The sequence below is a fragment of the Prevotella sp. C561 genome (assembly GCF_000224595.1).
Classification (GTDB): Bacteria; Bacteroidota; Bacteroidia; order Bacteroidales; family Bacteroidaceae; genus Prevotella; species Prevotella jejuni.
The window spans coordinates 1-16,739 of sequence record NZ_JH114144.1; the positions used below are offsets into that span (position 1 = coordinate 1).

Sequence of the window (16,739 nt, forward strand, 5' to 3'; positions counted from 1 at the left end):
AAAGAAGTTCGGACTCAATGTAACAAGTTCGCATAAAAGCGTTTTGTCGTTCAGGTTTATCTCTGTACCAGCCAAGTGGATCAAGACATCAAGGCGGTATGTGCTGAATATCTATACCTGTAATTATGCTTACGCAGATGTTTTCCAGACTGATTTTGGATAGTGCCTACAACTTATGGGAATGATATTGTGTATTGCCTCAAGTCACATTGTGGGGTAAGGGGATATTGTAGGCAGAAGTGGGTGCTTCAAGTTCAAATTATCTGCAAATTCAGTAATGAGAGGACGTGTAAACGCAATAAGAACCTTCAAGGGCTTAGTTGCGGATTTGAGGTTAAATAAAATATATGAGAACTGCTAATATCGAATTGAATACATTGTTCAATGCCGATGTCTTTGGCCTGAAAATGTACCAAGTTATTTTTTAATCATTACTTAATGACAAATTAAGTCTCTCCAGTTATGGCATATTGAACCATTATGTGAATCACGCTGACAATTACAGTAATCATTTCACTGCCTTTATATGGGGAACAACTGCAAGTTACGACATCAAGCATTGGGGAATAGCTGCAAGTTTTATTTCACCTGTACGTTTTCTGTTCAATCAGATAAAGACAACACAGCACAGTAATTTCCAACTTTCTACATACTATAAAACAAATAGATTGCAAATCAGCTTGGCAGTCAATAATCTATTTATGCCCCACGCATACCTTAAAAAAATGGAATTAGGTAGCCAACTATTGCAATCCATGACAACTGAATATGTTAGATACAATAATAACTATGTAAACTTGACAATTAGCTATTACCTTAGTAAAGGTAAGAACAAAGAGTATCATCATAAAATACAAAATGAGGACAGGGATTCGGGAGTAATGAAATGATAATAAAGAGCCAACATTAGGGCTTGTCCCCCTACAGTAGCAATACTTCCTAATTATCTGTTTGGTAATATTAGTAATATGTTCATTGATAAAAAATAAAGCGGCTCACAAAGTTTAAAATTTAAATTAATATTATTAGCAGAAAAAATTAATAAAGGGGAAGGAAATAAGGGCAATATAATAACGATAAGAATTAATTATAATGACGAGACTTTAGATGACATAAAAGATATAATCAGAGACTTGGACGGAATAGATAAGAACAAAGTCTTTTTTCAACTTGAAAGAGTCTGGCAAACTATAGGAAAGGTAAATATAGACCAAAAGCGTAAACTTAAAGAAGCCCTTTTATATATAGCTTCAAAAGGTTATAATGTAGGACATGGACTTTTTGGATTTAAAAGAGTGGCATGCCCTGCAGAGATAAGTAGTTATGCTATTATAAATTGGGATGGCAATATATATAAATGTAATGGAAGAACATTAAAGAAAGAAGAAAAAGAGGGGATTCTTCTCCCAAATAGTACCATAAAATGGAATAAGGAACAGCGTTTGAAAAGAGAAATTACCACATTTGAAAACGACACATGCTTAAAATGTAAAATGCTACCACAATGTATAGGCCCATGTAGTCAAAAAATTATTGAAAATGAGGATAAACCGATTGGAAATATATGCTCTTTACAATTTGCTGACATGGATATAAAGGAGTATTTACAGATTAATTTTGAAATAGAAATGATGAAAAACATAGTATCGGGCATTCGTTCGAATAACCTCTAAATATCAATTTTCCATCACTAATAAGCATTTATTCGATTAATAAATTCATCTAAATAGTAATACAGTAAATATTGGCAATGTGTTATCTAATGTTACTTATGGTATATTACAGTTTTATAAGATGACAAAGTAAAGGGTCGCTTTTAATTCGTTCGATTTCAGAATCTACAAGCGAGAGTATTTCTCTTTTAATCTTATGGTAGTTGCCTTCGATAATCTCTTTGAGATTGTCGGAGCCAACTGCGTTTCGGAACGTATTGATTTCAGGGATGGACTTGTAGGTCTTCATCTCCGCAGAAATTTGTGCAGAATCCACCACAATCTCAGCATGGAAAATCTTCTGCTCAATTCGCTCATCAAAGTTGTCGGACACAGCTCCTACAAACATACCTTGTGTAAGGTTACTGATTTTCGATGCAGGGATAAGGCTGTCCATTTGTGTAGAGATAGAGGTGGATTTATCATTGCGGTTGATAGTCATAGACTGCCGTTGTTGCAGAACCTTTCCAAACCGCTCGGAAAGCGTCTTAGCTGTTTCTCCTACCACTTGCCCGGAGAACACGTTGCCCACAGTGTTCTGTATCACCTTACTCTCTTTGTCGCCATAATCACGGGTAAGTTGTGAGAAGTCCTGAAAGCCCAAACATACGGCAACCTTATTGCTTCGTGCAGTAGCTATGAGGTTGTCAAGCCCACGAAAGTAGATAGTCGGTAACTCGTCGATGATCACTGAGGATTTGAGTTGCTTTTTCTTGTTGATGAGCTTTACGATACGGCTGTTGTACAGACCAAGTGCAGCCGAATAGATATTCTGGCGGTCGGGATTGTTCCCCACAACAAGGACTTTCGGCTCATTAGGGTTATTGATATCAAGCGAGAAATCATCACCCGTCATCACCCAATAAAGAGCAGGGCTTATCATACGAGATAGCGGTATCTTGGCACTGGCTATCTGTCCCTGCAGCTGGTCCTGTGCTCCACCTTCCCAAGCGTCCATGAAAGGAGAAAGGTAGTTGGCAAGCTCATCGTAGGAAGTGAGTATCGGGAATATCTGTGCATAGGGGCGGTTAAGAAACTCAATGGCATGAGGGAAAGTACAATACTTCCCGCTCTCATATATCTTCAGGAACCAAATGATGGCCGCCAAAAGGATAATAGGCGACTCCACAAAGAAGTCTCCTTGTTTCTGTATCCACGAGCGGTTGAGGTTGAGCATGATGGTGTAGGCACTCTCGTAGGCATCTGAGATGTCTGTCATAAAGGCAGGATTGATTGGGTTGCAACGATGGCTTCTTCGTGGGTCGTCGAAGTTAATCACAAAGAACTGCGGCTTTACTTGGTAGGCATCAAGGTGGTTGAGCAAATGGTTGTAGGCAATTTCCGAAAGGTCGGGAAACTTATAGTCGTAAATATACATCGCAAAACCTTTCTCTATCTGCTGCTTGATGTAGTTGTTCACAATGGCGTAGGACTTACCCGAACCGGGAGTGCCGAGCACCATTGAGGCACGGAAGGGATTGACTACGTTAATCCAGCCATTGTTCCACTTCTTTTTATAGTAGAAGCGTGTAGGCAGATTGACGGAGTATTCGTTCTCCATCAACCGAGTTTCCTGCATAAAACTCTCATTCTCTGTGTTGAACACATCGTCCATCAAGTTGTTTTTGAGCAGTCGGCTCATCCATACGCCACCCATCAGCAGACAGATATAGCCAACGGATAGCATAAATATATAGAGGGAAGCCGCCCCGATTTTGCCGATGGGTAATACCAGCAGCCACCAATTGAGAAAGTAAAAGACAAAGCCTGAGAAAAGCACCGTCCAAATCTTTGGCCACGTGATTTTCTCTTCCTTCACGCCTTTCGTCCCAAGACAGGACAAGGCAAGGAATACCACGCAAAAGAGTTTTGTCCAAAGGATAGACGAAAATAACCCTGTGGTACGCTGGAAATTCATCAGTATCTTATCAATGATTCCAAGCGTAAACCCCCAGACATGAAATGCCTCGTAACAGAACCAATAACAGTTAACGAGGAGGAATATCACTGATATGCCCCTCATAAAGTCCATGACTTTACCTAATGCCCTTAAATCATCTTCCTGTGCCATAATGCTATTTTTTGTAGCCTTCCCCAACTCCTCCGAAGGGAGGGGAGATAGAAATACTCGTTTATTTAATGTTTTCTTCGTTTAAGTTTTATCTTACTTTGTCTGCGGAGTTTGCGTTGCCATACCGCTTCCTTCCAATCATCGTTGCCCGTAGGTAGGAAAGAACCATCTGCCATATCCTCGATAAGTTCATCGATAAGGTTATCCCCTTCTTCTGCATTGGATTGTAAAGGCTGGACAGTTGCTGATTGTTCCAAACAGACAGACGGATTGCCATACAGCGTTTCGTCCAAGAATGGGTTATTAGCAGGATTAGAGAAATAGCCATTGAATACATTGGCGGTATATCCCTTACCTAATCGAGAACCATTGAGCGCAATGCCCACTTCGTCATCAATGAATGTGATGCCATAGATACGTCCATTGGAATTCTTTCGAATTACCACACGCAAGCCTTGTTCCTCCAGTCTTTGCCGAAGTTCTTCCTCTGTCTTTGGAGAGGTACGCATTGTTTGTAACACCCTGTACCTTATGATTGATATCAATGGCTTGATAGCTTGTTTGGACTTCTGCATCCTATTCTGTACGGCAGTATAGCCCATACCACGACCAATGCCCGAGGCATGGATGGGTGTGCTTGCCTTGCCCCCCTTGTCATCAGTCGGAACATAAACCAGTCCGTCATACTTCTTTCCCCGAAACTCCGTCTTCACTTCTTCCACTGCAAGATTGTATGCGGAAAGAATGGCATTCAATTCACCCAAGGAACAGAAGCGATAATGCTTCAGAACCGTGCGGACAACACTTGCCACCTGTTCCTTGATGTTTCCTCTGGTGATGTCAATCTTGGGCGTTTCTTCCACCGCTTTGTCAGCAATCTTTGAACTTGGGATAAGATCGTATTTCCTTTCCAAGGTATCAGTAATCTGCTTGCTCCTTCGCTTTTCAAACTTGTCGTTGATTTTCTTTCCTTCACCATCTATCCGAAGCGACACAATGTGTATATGCTCACGGGCGATGTCGTTGTGCTTGAAGACGATATAGGGTTGGTTACCATAGCCGAGTACCTCCATATACTCCTTGGCTATCTGTGTGAGTTGCTCATCGGATAGTTTCTCGTCCGGGTGCGGATTGAGCGAACAGTGGAACACCGTTTTCTTGGTACGGCAGTTCTTCGGTATCAATGCCTCCATATCAGCAAGCACGTCCTCCATCGTATAACGTCCTTCCTTGCTCTGATACAATTCAGCGGCAAGAAGAATATTCGCTTCTCCTTTTTCCACCTTTTTGAAATTGTAGCCGAGTGCTCCTCCGAGGTTCTCCGTTGCTGAAATTTTTGCTATCATTTTTCTTACTAAATTCTCAATACTTCTTCTTTCTATAATCAATGGTTAGATTGATAGCCTGCTCCTGCAGGGTGATAATTTGAGCCGATAAATGCTCTAACTTTTCAAGCAGGATCTGTGCAGTCTTCACGCTGTGATAGCTGTTGATGGCACGCACGGTCTGGTTATAGAGTACACCAATCTTATGGATTTGCACCGTCAGTTCAGAGAGCTTTCTGTAGTATTGCACGGCGGATTTATCCACCGTGATGACCTTAAAACTCTCCCCAAGAATACGACCACGCACGAAATCCGACTTGGTTTCCGCTCCCGATTTATGGAACAAATCAATCGCCCTTTGCTGGTCTTTCGGGTTGGGAAGACGAGTGTCCCATCTGTCCCATCGTTCTATCTTTTCGTTCATTGTTTTTATCCTTATCTAATTACGACTTTGGAGTAATTCTCTCCCCTTCGGGGCAAGGATCTTTGTCGGCAAAAACGGAGTTTGTCGGACAAAGACACACCTTGCCAATATCAAGAGTTGATACGATTGAAGTATCCACCCTTGTGGGGTGTCTGTTTCGGGACGTTACCTCCATGTATTATTCTCGCCTGCAAAGTTACGGCAGATTTTTAAATATCTCATTATCAGAGATATTCACTCTTTTTCCTTACATTTCCCTGTACTTCACAGGTAGTTGAAACTTAGGATAAAACCTTGTTATTTTGCAAGCAAATTCAGTTGAAAGACAGCTTAAAATCCGTATGGGTGAAGAGTCAAAAAAGATGGTTTCAATCTCAAAAAGATTCAATCAATAATGGTTTGAACGACGGATGATTTTATGTCTTTGGGCTGAGTCAAAATTAAGCTGGGTCAAAACCAGACTTTTAGGTCGAGTCAAAAATATGGTTTCAACAACAAATATGACATGACTTGTCAGTCAAGACATACATCAACTTATAACATAAGTAACAACCGACAATGAATATGGAAAAGAAAAAAACAATCCCATCTATCTGGGTTTCGCCTCACAGAAAGGCGGAGTTGGCAAAAGCAGCCTTGCCGAAGTGCTGGCTTCCATACTATATTACGAAAAGAACATCTCTCTTGCCGTCGTGGACTGTGACGGTACGCAGGAATCTTTCTACAAACTCCGCGAACGCGACAGAGACCTGATCGAGTCCTCACCCGAACTGGGCAAGGAACTTCATGAACGCCTGTCGCGCTACGGCAAGAAATCGTATCATATCATCAGAAGCAAACCAGAAAGAGCCGTTTCCGATGTCATGAAATACTTTCGTAAAATGAAGACGGCGCCGCAACTGATTATCTTTGACTTTCCTGGTCATGCCCTTACCAGTGCCATGATGGATTTGTCCATTACGATGGACTACATCATCTCACCTATAGAAGCTGACCCACAGTCGCTGGCTTCGAGTTTTGCATACGCCAAGACAATCAGGGACTTGGGTGTCGGGTTTGAAGGCTCACGCATTCAGGACTTCTTCCTGCTTTGGAACAAAATCAACCGCAGTGCCAGTACCATGGTCATCGACCTGTTTAGTCAGAATGCTGAGGAACAGGGACTGCCGATTTTCGATACCCGTATCTACAACTCCGTCCGATTCAGCAGGGAATTAGCACAAGGGGGTGTCAAAGGTGTATTCCGCTGCTCCTACCTGCCCCCTGCACCTGCTCTCCGTCCTCAGACTGGAGTGGATGAGTGGGTAATGGAAGTCATGGAGAAACTCAACCTGAAAACTGAGAACGGCGTATGAAATCACTGAAAGAGCAACGTGAAAAGCTGCTTCAAGCGAAATTGGAGGAGATGGCAGATATTGGTGTCAAGAAGCGCACAGAGGAGAACACACCAGACTTTGACGACCCCATTGATTTAGATGATGATTCAGACTCTGTGGAAGAAGATGCAAGTGCCTCTCTTTCTAAGATTGACGAACAGGAGGAAATACCGGAAGAAACTTCGTTTAATGGCAACAATGCCAAAACAGCGCAGCCCTCGAAAAGAAAGAGAAATGCCAGAGCGAAGGATTCTTCCCCAGCAATGGACTTTCCTGAATACGAACAGCGATTTCTGACGGGTGTCCGCAATGGCGCAATAAGTCGGGCTTCAGTATCCATACTGAGATACTCCAGATACTGCGTGATGTGCTGAACGACATCAGATCGGAGGCTTCCATCACGGGGTATATTGAGAATATCCTTCTTGATCATTTGAAAACGTATCAGGATTTGTTGAACCATACCGCCTCACAACGCAGGCGCGATAAAACCATAGACTTATGATAATCAATTTATTGTTAGGCGTATTGCTTTTGCTGGGTATAGCGTGGATAGCTCTCGGCATCGCATACTTTTGGAGGTTATTTCAAGATTTGGCAGCCCAATCAGGGAAGAATACACCAAAGCAGAAAGGAAACGGGCACGGCACAAGTCTCAATACATCCGTTTCCCAAGAGCAGATTGACAATGCACGTCACGTTTTGGTGGGCGGGAGTAAACCTTTCGTTTCCCCATCTATCCCCAAAGTTCCCGCTGTTTCCTCCTCTGAAAATCCTGATGAAAAACCTGATACTTTTGCAGAGAAAAACTCACCTGTACCCGAAGAAACAAAAGAAGCGGAAGGTACAGAAGAGGACAATGAAATGCAAGTTGACTACACAATGGACGAATCTGACGAAGACGCTATTATCCGTGAGGAACTGCAAATCGCCGATGCAGTGATACCCGAAGTTTCGCCGTCCGCTATTCTTGCACGGGAAGTAGTCCGTATTACCAGCTGGCACAGGAATGACGACACGCTTGATGAGGAAAACGAAGCGGAAGTGCAGGATACGCTACAAAGCATACAGGGCACACAGCTTATGGACTATATCAAAGAGGCAACGCTCAAGCAGGAGAAAGGCCATCAAAAACTCCTTGCTGCCATCCGTAAAGCAGAAGAAGCAGAAATGACGAACGAAGAAACAATATCTCCCGAGTCTGATTCTGCACAAGAGAATAGCGATGCATCGGAAGAAGCCGACCGTCCACTGTCATACTATCTGTAAGACTATTGTTTTTGTTCATATTGCACGGTGCTCGAGGGGTGGCTCAAAAGTAAAACAATCAACCAATATCAGTCATACAATAAAACCGAGCCACCCCTTACCACCTCTATCCAAAAGAAAATAATTCATTTAACAACATAAAATAAAAAGAACAATGAACAACAAAAAGAAAATCACAATGCTGTTCCTGCTGACGGCTACTGCCATAGGAGCATACGCACAAGGCAATGGTATTGCCGGTATCAATGAAGCTACAAAAATGGTAACCTCCTACTTCGATCCCGGCACGAAACTCATTTATGCCGTAGGGGCGGTAGTGGGGTTGATTGGAGGCATTAAAGTGTATAACAAGTTCTCAAGTGGTGACCCCGATACGAGCAAGACCGCAGCCTCTTGGTTCGGTGCGTGTATCTTCCTTATCGTGGCTGCCACAATCCTAAGAAGTTTTTTCCTGTAAGACGATGGCAGCATTTGAAATTAACAAGGGTGTAGGCCGGACGGTAGAGTTCAAGGGCTTAAAGGCGCAGTACCTCTTCCTCTTTGCAGGAGGCCTGCTGGCTGTCTTTATTCTTGTGGTCATTCTCTATCTCTGTGGAGTCAGCCAAATTACCTGTCTTGTCATAGGTGTAGTGGGTGCCAGCCTTGTGGTATGGCAAACGTTCACCATGAATAGAAAGTACGGGCAATATGGGCTGATGAAAAAAGGAGCAGTGCGTATGCACCCACGCTACCTTGTGAACCGCCGTACGGTCTGCCACCTTATCTGTAACCTTCAACCAATGAAAGCGAAGAAATGAGACGTACTGTTGAGGTCTTTGACCGAAAAACAATAGCAAGATAACGACCCTTGAATCAAAGTTCCCGCTACTCTTTTTTGAGAATTATTTTTTTAATTCATCTACTTCATAACGAAATACCACCCATACAGCCATAACAATGACAAACATCCATATTAAGCCATAGCTACTAACAACCTCCGAATCCCATCCGTGCACGTCTCTTGACCGAAAAGACAAATCAACAAGAGCAGTAAGCACTATATAGAGTGCGGCAAGTATCCAATTCTTTTTTTATTCACCTTCTTAAGTTTCATCCATACGAAAGAAATGACCAAAGAAAAGAGTGCTAAGCCAAAATACCAAATAACAGAATCTTCTGTATCTATAAAAAATAACCATCATTAGAATAATGATTAGTTATGGCAATAAAAGCCAGATTTAGGAGTGAGAGAATAAATCCCTCCATTGCGAAATCAATTAGGTTGCGTCTCATATTTTAAATAATTATTTTGTAAAACTTAATTCATAATTCTTTGTAATTAAATATTGATTACATTGTTTTATTCCTAACTAACCACCATTTAAACCTTTTCGATGCATTATTGATGTTAATAACACATAATGTTAACTCATCAGCTATATCTTTTTGATATTCAAGTATTTTTGTTATTGTCATATCAGAAAAATCTATTGTAGGTTTCTTGTATTGATCATTGAATTCATCTGTTCCTGTTATAAATTGCTGAAATTCAGAATGTAATAACTTTAAGTTAGAAGATTCGATAGAGAAGTACCTTGTACTATAATCCTCTATTGTTTTTATCCTCAATGATATTATTTTTACTCTATCTTTTATTGTTTTAGAATTTAATTTAGAACTTTGTATATCTGCAAATAATATGCGATATTCATTCCTTAAATCTTTAATTTCGTTGATAAAATAATCTTTTAAATAACGATTCTTAGTTAAATTCCTTTGAACAACAATAGCTATCCACACTGTAACTATTAACCCTACAAACTGAAGGATATCTGAAACAGTTATTTTCCAGAAGATAAATGAATCCATTGTTTTTGCGTAAGTTTGTTATTCATAAAACGATACCATTCTGGGTGCTCAATGGTTATCTTTGGGGCTTTTCCTCCTTTACGGCGTTTTTCCCATTCTTCATAAGTGTCATTAAGCATTTCTATCCATTCAGGTTCTTCCTCAGACTTTACTTTAAGTATATTTTCTACAAGTTCTTTCCCAAAATCATATACTAAGTTCCCAAAAGCTTCATCTAAGAAAGAAGATGCATAACCATCAGGTCCATCTAAATCTATAATAAGAGTTTTTTTCTCATTATATGCTTGATAGAATTTGTAATTTAAAATGCTATGGTAAAAGTCTTCTCCTGAATCATCGCCCTGATCACAATAGCGTGGACCTGGACTCTGAGAATAAGACATAATTTTGAAAATTAATTCATTCTTTGTTTCCATTGTAATATTGCTTTGTTTGTTAATTCCCAATAGTAAAAAGTTCCTCTAAGTTTTGTTGCCAAAACTTTTGAAGTAGATGGCTCATCAAAGTTTAGGAAAACATTATTTGTTATTACTTTGAGATTCTCTATATATTTCTTTGTATTTGCTTCTTTTATTTTTGGTAAACCCTTATTCCTATTTTTATCAAATGTAGATGATTGATATTTTTTGTCAAACACACCTTCCAATACTTGCATACTATCGGCAAAAATATCACGTGGAATCTGTAAGAACTTCTTTTTCAATGTACCTAAGATACCCGAACCAATATCAGTCATCGTAAAGATGACCTTATCTTCCGAATAATATGTAGACATAAGCCAATTCTTATGACGTCTTTTTTGATTAGCATGTTCTATAGAATTTGCACACATTTCTTGAATAATTCCATACACGGGTCTATATGATTCCTCTGAGCCTGTTAGATGATTAACTGCATTTCGTACCTCTTTACCAATACGGAGGTTACTTGTTTTATCAAATCCTTTTTCTATCATAAGATTTCGAGTGTCTCTTTTGGGCTTCTTCCCTTGTATTATGCTAACATGATCTAAAAAACCTGAGTCGTAAAATAATTGTTTACACTCATCTTTGTTCGGGACATTCCCATAAACGAGACAATTACTTTTAGAAAGAGTGTTTATTGCAGATAACAACAATCCTATTGCACCAACATCTAAATAACGAATCTCTGACATATCTAAGATAATTCTGTACTTCCCATATCGTTGAGAAAAATCTGTAATTTCGTTAATAGAACGGATTACATAATCAGTATTATCTAATAGTCGAAAATCGCCTGACAAAGACATTTTATATTTTTCATATGGGTTTGGTAGGTAAGATGGTTTATGTTTATAGTACTTAGGCTGTTTGCTTTTCTTTAAATTATTCCTTCTAATATTGATTTTCTTCTTAATAGCACACGACCGCCGTATCTTCCGCATTATGGAAGATTGCTTTGTACGTATATATTGCAAATTATTCATTAGAAAATACAGATAGGAATTCTAAGCGCAAAGTTAAGAAAAATAATGCATAATACAAAATAGGCATCAATGATTTACTTTATTAAAATTGAGCTATAAAGAAAGTTTAAATATGCACTAACTAATTTTAAAATTCCATACTAAGATTCTTGAAATTGTCTTATAGGACAATTCAAATTCTCTTATAAGACAATTTTAATTCTCTTATAGGACAATTTTTGTTATCTAATAACTATTGATAATCAGGTAGTTACAGAGGTGGATTTTTTGACTATGAAAAGCCATAAAAAGATGTGCAGAAGTAAAATATTCTGCACATCTAAATGGGTTACTAAACCAACGATTTTAGCTACTTAAGGATGAAAATTTTCATCTATATCTGGACCAGAATGTTCTTCTGGCTTAGGCTTCTTTCCATCTGTAGCATTCACGATGTCCTCCTGTGGCGTAAAATCAAGAAGACGAGCATCAAGGGTATCGCGCATGGTTGTACTCTTCGTAAATTGCACATTAACCTGCTTGATAAGTTGTGCGCCTTTCTTCTTTGCTTCGGCTGCAGTCGGAGCACCTTGCGATTTCATTGTGAGGCGGAACGAACCTAAATCACCAAGGCGGACTGTATTACCATTTTCTAATGCCTCCATAACCTCGTATTGCAAAGCATCTAAAACGGCTTTAACGTCGGCACTTGAAACGGTCGAACGTTTTTCCACACGCTTTACTATCTGCGCAAGCGACATCGGTGTGGTTGGTGCCATTTGCGGATAATACTTAATCTCGTTTTTCTTCAGCGGATTTTTCTTCGCTTGAATTACATATTTTATCATATCCTATAAATTTAAGGAGGTTAGTAATGAGCGCAAAGGTAATGATTTTTCTTTATAATCAGCAAAAGACAAAATAATATTTTCTAACATTTCTTGAAAAATATTTTCTGAAAGAATTGCTTTTATGGAGGCGGAGCGTGCAGAAACAGCTGCTTCTACGGCAAAGATAGAAAACTCCATGCATCGCTATGAGGAGAATAATCGCCTCTTGAACTCCTTTTACGCTTCCGATCCACACGAGCAGGAGCGTGAAGCCTTGCGCTTGGAGATAGATAACCTTAAAAAAGAACTCTCTGCCAAAGACAGCAGGGAGGACAATGAAGAGAAACGGCAGCTTGCCTTGATGGAAAAGAGCTATCAAATGGCAGCGAAGTATCTCCCTAAAGCATCAACTCCACCTACTTTCAATAATGGTCTGACGGCTGGAAAGGAGAAGACGGAAGAGACAGCAGGTGGATCTGAAGTCGCTAAGGGCAAGACCATGCAGAACGAAAAGCCTGCAATGGAAGTTCTGCCGGAGCGTAGGCAGATAGTTTCTTCACTTGACCAGCCTATGAGCGATGTGTACTTTATGGAGGAATACAGCAAGAAGGCTCGTAATATGGGCTTTCATTCGCCCACAAGTACGGCTGTACCTACAGTGCGCAATACGCTGAAAGTAGTAGTGGACAGGACTACTGTTCTTAAAGAGGGTGACAATGTGGTCCTTCGTTTGCTGGAAACTGCTAAGGTACAGGGACTGCACATTCCACGGCAGAGCCGACTCATAGCCGTCGCTAAGATTGAGGGCAACCGTATGCACCTGCTTATCAAAAGTATTGAGGTGGACAGTCATATCATAGCCGTCAAACTCTCGGCATACGACACAGACGGACAGGAGGGTGTGTATATACCTGGTTCGGAGGATATCAATGCGCTTAAGGAAGTCGGGGCGAACATCGGTGGTTCAATGGGCACATCCTTTACCTTCGCTTCCTCTGCCAAAGACCAGATTATCTCCGAGGCTGCCCGTGGGGTGATGCAGGGTGCAAGTCAGCTGCTTCAGAAGAAACTTCGCACCATCAAGGTAACGCTCAAGGGTGGCTACCGCCTTTTCTTGGTTCAGTCCAAATGAAACAATCGAAAATGATAAGTAAAAATAACATCAAATAAAAAAGGAACAATGAAGAAAATTATTTTATCAATGGCTATGCTTGCCATGGTGGGAGCAACTGCCACAGCACAGGAAAACAATGATGGTCTGACACCGAGCCGTCCGCTTACTTCGGGCGAACTCTTTCAAGGTATGAGCCGTGCCATACCAACGGGGCGTGTCGTACTGCCGTATGGTCTTGACGTTACCTTTGACAAGACCGTGCATCTTATCTTCCCTTCTGCCATTCGTTATGTAGACTTAGGTTCACAGAATATCATCGCAGGGAAGGCGGAGGATGCAGAGAACGTACTACGTGTAAAGGCTTCGGTGAAGGACTTTGAAACGGAGACCAATATGAGTGTCATCTGTGAGGACGGCTCTTTCTATGCTTTCAATGTAAAGTATGCCGATGAGCCAGAGAAGTTAAGTATCGAGATGAAAGACTTTCTCTCCACGACGGAAGGTAGACTGCCGAGCAATCGCTCTGACATTTACTTTAAGGAACTTGGCAACGAGTTGCCCGTATTAGTAAAACTGATGATGCAGACTATCTATCAGAACGACAGACGCTGCATTAAACATATCGGTGCACAGCAGTTCGGTATGAAGTTCCTGCTTCGTGGATTGTATGCCCATAATGGCTTGCTGTATTTCCACACTCGTATGGAAAACGGTACAAACATGCCGTACTCTGTGGATTTTATCACCTTTAAGGTTGTAGATAAGAAGATGGCAAAGCGCACCGCCATACAAGAACATGTATTGCAGCCACTTCGTGCCTATCATCAGGTGATGCAGGTGCGTGGCATGGGTAGTGAACATACTGTGTTTGCACTCGAACAGTTTTCTCTTGCAGAAGATAAGCAGCTTGAAGTGACACTCTATGAGAGAAATGGCGGTCGTACACTGACCTTTTATGTAACGGCAGAAGACCTGCAGATAGCAAAGAAGATTGATAACCTCAAACTGAAATGGTAATGAAGAAGAGCAATATCATTCTGACAGTATGCGTTGCGGTGGCCATGACTTTCAGTCTGCCATCGCAGGCACAGCGACTGATACCCAAGCAAAGGGGCGTAGAGGTCGTAGGAAGTGTTCCGCTTATCAAAGGAGAAAAGTTCCTTGCTGCTGACAATTTCGGCATGGGAGCATCACTCACCCGCTATCTGGGTCGTGAGAACTATACCTTTGTTATGGCAGAGTATGAACAGCAGAATATGCCATACAGAAGCTATAACGTAAAACTCAAGGATGCACTCTTACAGGTGGGCTATATGCACCCTATTCTCTCCGACAGAGGTAAGAACGTATTTCTTTATGGTGGCATATCCGCCTTGGGTGGCTATGAGCAACTGAACGAGGACAAGAAGCTGCTGCCCGACGGGGCGATGCTGCTCGACCGCTCCCGCTTTGTCTATGGTGGTGCCGTGCATGGCTCGGTGGAAGTGTTTCTGACGGACAGGGTTCTCTTTCTTGTAAAGGCGCAGGGACGTTTCCTCTTTGGAACGGACGTGCATCGTTTTCGTCCGGCTGTTTCTGCAGGACTAAGGTTTAACTTTTAAGTAGAAGAAAAGATGAAAAAGATATTGAATACGATTTGGGTAATGGGTGTGCTGACCCTTGCCGTGTTTTGCCTATCTGCTTGTGATAGGGATTTGGATGTTCAGCAGTCTTATCCGTTTATGGTGGAGACAATGCCGGTTCAGAAGGACATCATAAGAGGACAGACAGTAGAGATACGCTGCACACTGAAGCGAGGCGGTGAGTTTGCTGACACTCGCTATACGATACGTTATTTCCAGTCTGACGGCAAGGGCTTGCTAAGAAATGATAACGGCACGGTTTTCAAGCCTAACGACCGCTATCCGCTCACAAAGGATGTGTTCCGCTTATACTACACCTCGCTCTCAGCCGACCGCCAGACGATTGATGTATATGTGGAGGATAGTTTCGGTAAGGTTCAGCAGCTGACCTTTAGTTTTAACAACGAGCGGGAAGAGGGCAAGGATAAGCCTGCATCTTCTCGCCACTAAGAACAAAATTGATGCGAACGATAAATTCTTTCATTTTACTTTGTGTATTCTGCCTGTTCTGTCAGCCGACCCTTGCTCAGCACAGGATTCGGCTGGCAGACTTGCCACCTTTTGAGCGTGCAGTAGTTGTAGTAAAATACTTTGAGGGCATGCACGGCTGGAAGAATTATCCCTATGTTGGATATGGGCATCAGCTGCAACAAGGAGAACGTTTCACTGCGGATATGACAGAACGGCAGGCGGACTCCCTGCTCCGTGCCGACCTTTGGAAATGTTTTGAACACTTCAAGGGGTATGGCAAGGATGCCCTGCTGCTCAGCCTCCTTGCCTATAATGTGGGTGTAGGGCGATTGCTTGGATATGGTAAGCACCCCAAGAGTAGGCTGCTACGAAAAATAGAAGCAGGAGATAGAAACTTTTATCGAGAGTATGTTTCGTTCTGCCGATATAAGGGAAAAGTTTTGAATGGATTAGTTAAACGCAGACAGGTGGAATATGCTCTGTTTTATTTACCTTGATTATCAAAGACGCCTCTTGCGACATTTTATGCTTCGCAAGAGGCGTTTTCCTGCTGGTTTATTCGACTTTCTCACTATGAATGAGTAACTTTGCGGAAATGAAAACAACATAGAATTATATATCGCAATAGTAACTCAAGTGAAAATCTATAAAATTAGTGACATATTAGATAGTATCGAACCGGTACAGCATTATATCGGCATTTTTGAAGAGACACCAGACCCAGATATTGAATGGCCGCACAGACACAATTTTTATTCAATCGTTTGGTTTACTCAAGGAAAAGGACTTAATGTTATTGATTTTGAAGAATACGAAATTTGCCCTCACGTGAATTCAACAAGCAAGTGCAAATTTACTTAATTAGTTCGTAAAAGCAGTCCTGTGGTGTTTTAAAATCTAATTTCTTTCTTGGCCTCATGTTAATTTTCTTTGAATACTTAGTTATTTGTTGCTGGCTGATATGCTCAAAGGTTTCTTTTTTTGGCACGTATTGCCTAATTAGTCCGTTAGCATTTTCTATAGCGCCTTTCTGCCATGAAGCGTATGGGTCAGCAAAATATATGGTAACACCAAGGCTTTTGGCTATCATTTCATGACAAGCGAATTCTGTACCATTGTCAGTTGTAATAGACTTGATATGGTCTTTGAAAGGAGATAGTAAGTGTATTACAGTTCGTGCCAGTTCTTTGGCATTTTTCCCCTTCTTTAGTTTTCTCATAACAACATGTTTGTACTACGCTCTATCAGTGT

General features: G+C 41.2%; 18 protein-coding genes and 4 pseudogenes. 14 read left to right on the plus strand and 8 right to left on the minus strand.

Annotation, left to right across the window (positions count from 1 at the left end; all coding sequences use genetic code 11):
• The 4 genes and pseudogenes from HMPREF0666_RS17295 to HMPREF0666_RS06700 form a co-directional block, all read left to right on the plus strand.
• Positions 1-163 (plus strand): annotated as a pseudogene (locus HMPREF0666_RS17295) (IS1380 family transposase); the annotation flags it as partial.
• A gap of 12 nt (positions 164-175) precedes the next feature.
• A pseudogene (locus HMPREF0666_RS18025) lies at positions 176-361 on the plus strand (hypothetical protein).
• Between the two features lie 364 nt (positions 362-725).
• On the plus strand, positions 726-890 hold the full coding sequence (locus HMPREF0666_RS18030; RefSeq protein ID WP_232214080.1) for a hypothetical protein: 165 nt from the start codon (positions 726-728) through the stop codon (positions 888-890).
• Between the two features lie 243 nt (positions 891-1,133).
• A complete protein-coding gene (locus tag HMPREF0666_RS06700; protein WP_009011620.1) occupies positions 1,134-1,673 on the plus strand; it encodes an SPASM domain-containing protein in 540 nt (179 codons plus the stop codon).
• A 106-nt stretch (positions 1,674-1,779) separates the two neighbouring features.
• Here the strand turns inward: HMPREF0666_RS06700 and mobC are convergent, their stop codons facing one another.
• From mobC to HMPREF0666_RS06715, 3 genes are all read right to left on the minus strand, one after another.
• Entirely contained in the window at positions 1,780-3,783 is a 2,004-nt protein-coding gene (gene mobC / locus HMPREF0666_RS06705) for a conjugal transfer protein MobC (RefSeq protein WP_009011621.1), read from the minus strand.
• 65 nt (positions 3,784-3,848) lie between these two features.
• Positions 3,849-5,129, minus strand: coding sequence for a conjugal transfer protein MobB (gene mobB / locus HMPREF0666_RS06710; protein WP_009011622.1), 1,281 nt, complete (start codon positions 5,127-5,129; stop codon positions 3,849-3,851).
• A 16-nt stretch (positions 5,130-5,145) separates the two neighbouring features.
• The gene (locus tag HMPREF0666_RS06715; protein ID WP_009011623.1) at positions 5,146-5,532 is read right to left on the minus strand and encodes a hypothetical protein; all 387 of its coding nucleotides are present in this window, start codon (positions 5,530-5,532) and stop codon (positions 5,146-5,148) included.
• Positions 5,533-6,119: 587 nt separating this feature from the next.
• Here HMPREF0666_RS06715 and HMPREF0666_RS06720 point away from each other — a divergent pair.
• The 5 genes and pseudogenes from HMPREF0666_RS06720 to HMPREF0666_RS06740 all read left to right on the plus strand — a co-directional run bounded on the left by HMPREF0666_RS06720 (position 6,120) and on the right by HMPREF0666_RS06740 (position 8,974).
• Positions 6,120-6,887 carry a ParA family protein gene (locus tag HMPREF0666_RS06720; RefSeq protein WP_042856128.1) on the plus strand — a complete coding sequence of 256 codons (768 nt, stop codon included), beginning with the start codon at positions 6,120-6,122 and terminating at the stop codon, positions 6,885-6,887.
• Positions 6,884-7,413: pseudogene (locus HMPREF0666_RS06725) on the plus strand (DUF3408 domain-containing protein). The gene HMPREF0666_RS06720 and the pseudogene HMPREF0666_RS06725 overlap by 4 nt, the downstream one beginning before the upstream one ends.
• Positions 7,410-8,177, plus strand: coding sequence for a hypothetical protein (locus HMPREF0666_RS06730; RefSeq protein WP_009011626.1), 768 nt, complete (start codon positions 7,410-7,412; stop codon positions 8,175-8,177). The pseudogene HMPREF0666_RS06725 and the gene HMPREF0666_RS06730 overlap by 4 nt, the downstream one beginning before the upstream one ends.
• Positions 8,178-8,331: 154 nt before the next feature.
• Positions 8,332-8,634 carry a DUF4134 domain-containing protein gene (locus tag HMPREF0666_RS06735; RefSeq protein WP_009011627.1) on the plus strand — a complete coding sequence of 101 codons (303 nt, stop codon included), beginning with the start codon at positions 8,332-8,334 and terminating at the stop codon, positions 8,632-8,634.
• 4 nt (positions 8,635-8,638) lie between these two features.
• Positions 8,639-8,974, plus strand: coding sequence for a DUF4133 domain-containing protein (locus tag HMPREF0666_RS06740; RefSeq protein ID WP_009011628.1), 336 nt, complete (start codon positions 8,639-8,641; stop codon positions 8,972-8,974).
• A 532-nt stretch (positions 8,975-9,506) separates the two neighbouring features.
• Here the strand turns inward: HMPREF0666_RS06740 and HMPREF0666_RS06745 are convergent.
• The 4 genes from HMPREF0666_RS06745 to HMPREF0666_RS06760 form a co-directional block, all read right to left on the minus strand.
• A complete protein-coding gene (locus tag HMPREF0666_RS06745) occupies positions 9,507-10,025 on the minus strand; it encodes a hypothetical protein (protein ID WP_009011630.1) in 519 nt (172 codons plus the stop codon).
• Complete coding sequence (locus tag HMPREF0666_RS06750) at positions 9,998-10,441, minus strand: STAS-like domain-containing protein (RefSeq protein ID WP_009011631.1); 444 nt, start codon at positions 10,439-10,441, stop codon at positions 9,998-10,000. The genes HMPREF0666_RS06745 and HMPREF0666_RS06750 overlap by 28 nt, the downstream gene beginning before the upstream one ends.
• Positions 10,420-11,430, minus strand: a complete 1,011-nt coding sequence (locus HMPREF0666_RS06755; RefSeq protein ID WP_042856129.1) for an STAS domain-containing protein — start codon at positions 11,428-11,430, stop codon at positions 10,420-10,422. The genes HMPREF0666_RS06750 and HMPREF0666_RS06755 overlap by 22 nt, the downstream gene beginning before the upstream one ends.
• 395 nt (positions 11,431-11,825) lie before the next feature.
• Positions 11,826-12,299 (minus strand): HU family DNA-binding protein, encoded by a 474-nt coding sequence (locus HMPREF0666_RS06760; protein ID WP_009011633.1) that lies wholly within the window; start codon positions 12,297-12,299, stop codon positions 11,826-11,828.
• A gap of 124 nt (positions 12,300-12,423) precedes the next feature.
• On the opposite strand from HMPREF0666_RS06760, the gene traM reads away from it, so the two are divergent.
• From traM to HMPREF0666_RS06785, 5 genes are read left to right on the plus strand one after another with little or no spacing between them, the layout of a single operon-like run.
• Positions 12,424-13,413: a conjugative transposon protein TraM gene (gene traM / locus HMPREF0666_RS06765; protein WP_009011634.1), complete on the plus strand. Its 990-nt coding sequence runs from the start codon at positions 12,424-12,426 to the stop codon at positions 13,411-13,413.
• Positions 13,414-13,461: 48 nt separating this feature from the next.
• Entirely contained in the window at positions 13,462-14,412 is a 951-nt protein-coding gene (gene traN, locus HMPREF0666_RS06770; protein WP_009011635.1) for a conjugative transposon protein TraN, read from the plus strand.
• On the plus strand, positions 14,406-14,996 hold the full coding sequence (locus HMPREF0666_RS06775; protein ID WP_009011636.1) for a conjugal transfer protein TraO: 591 nt from the start codon (positions 14,406-14,408) through the stop codon (positions 14,994-14,996). Before traN ends, HMPREF0666_RS06775 begins: the two co-directional genes overlap by 7 nt.
• A 12-nt stretch (positions 14,997-15,008) precedes the next feature.
• Positions 15,009-15,467, plus strand: a complete 459-nt coding sequence (locus tag HMPREF0666_RS06780; protein WP_009011637.1) for a DUF3872 domain-containing protein — start codon at positions 15,009-15,011, stop codon at positions 15,465-15,467.
• 11 nt (positions 15,468-15,478) lie between these two features.
• Complete coding sequence (locus HMPREF0666_RS06785) at positions 15,479-15,985, plus strand: glycoside hydrolase family protein (protein ID WP_009011638.1); 507 nt, start codon at positions 15,479-15,481, stop codon at positions 15,983-15,985.
• 356 nt (positions 15,986-16,341) lie between these two features.
• Here the strand turns inward: HMPREF0666_RS06785 and HMPREF0666_RS18040 are convergent.
• Positions 16,342-16,739 (minus strand): annotated as a pseudogene (locus tag HMPREF0666_RS18040) (IS30 family transposase); the annotation flags it as partial.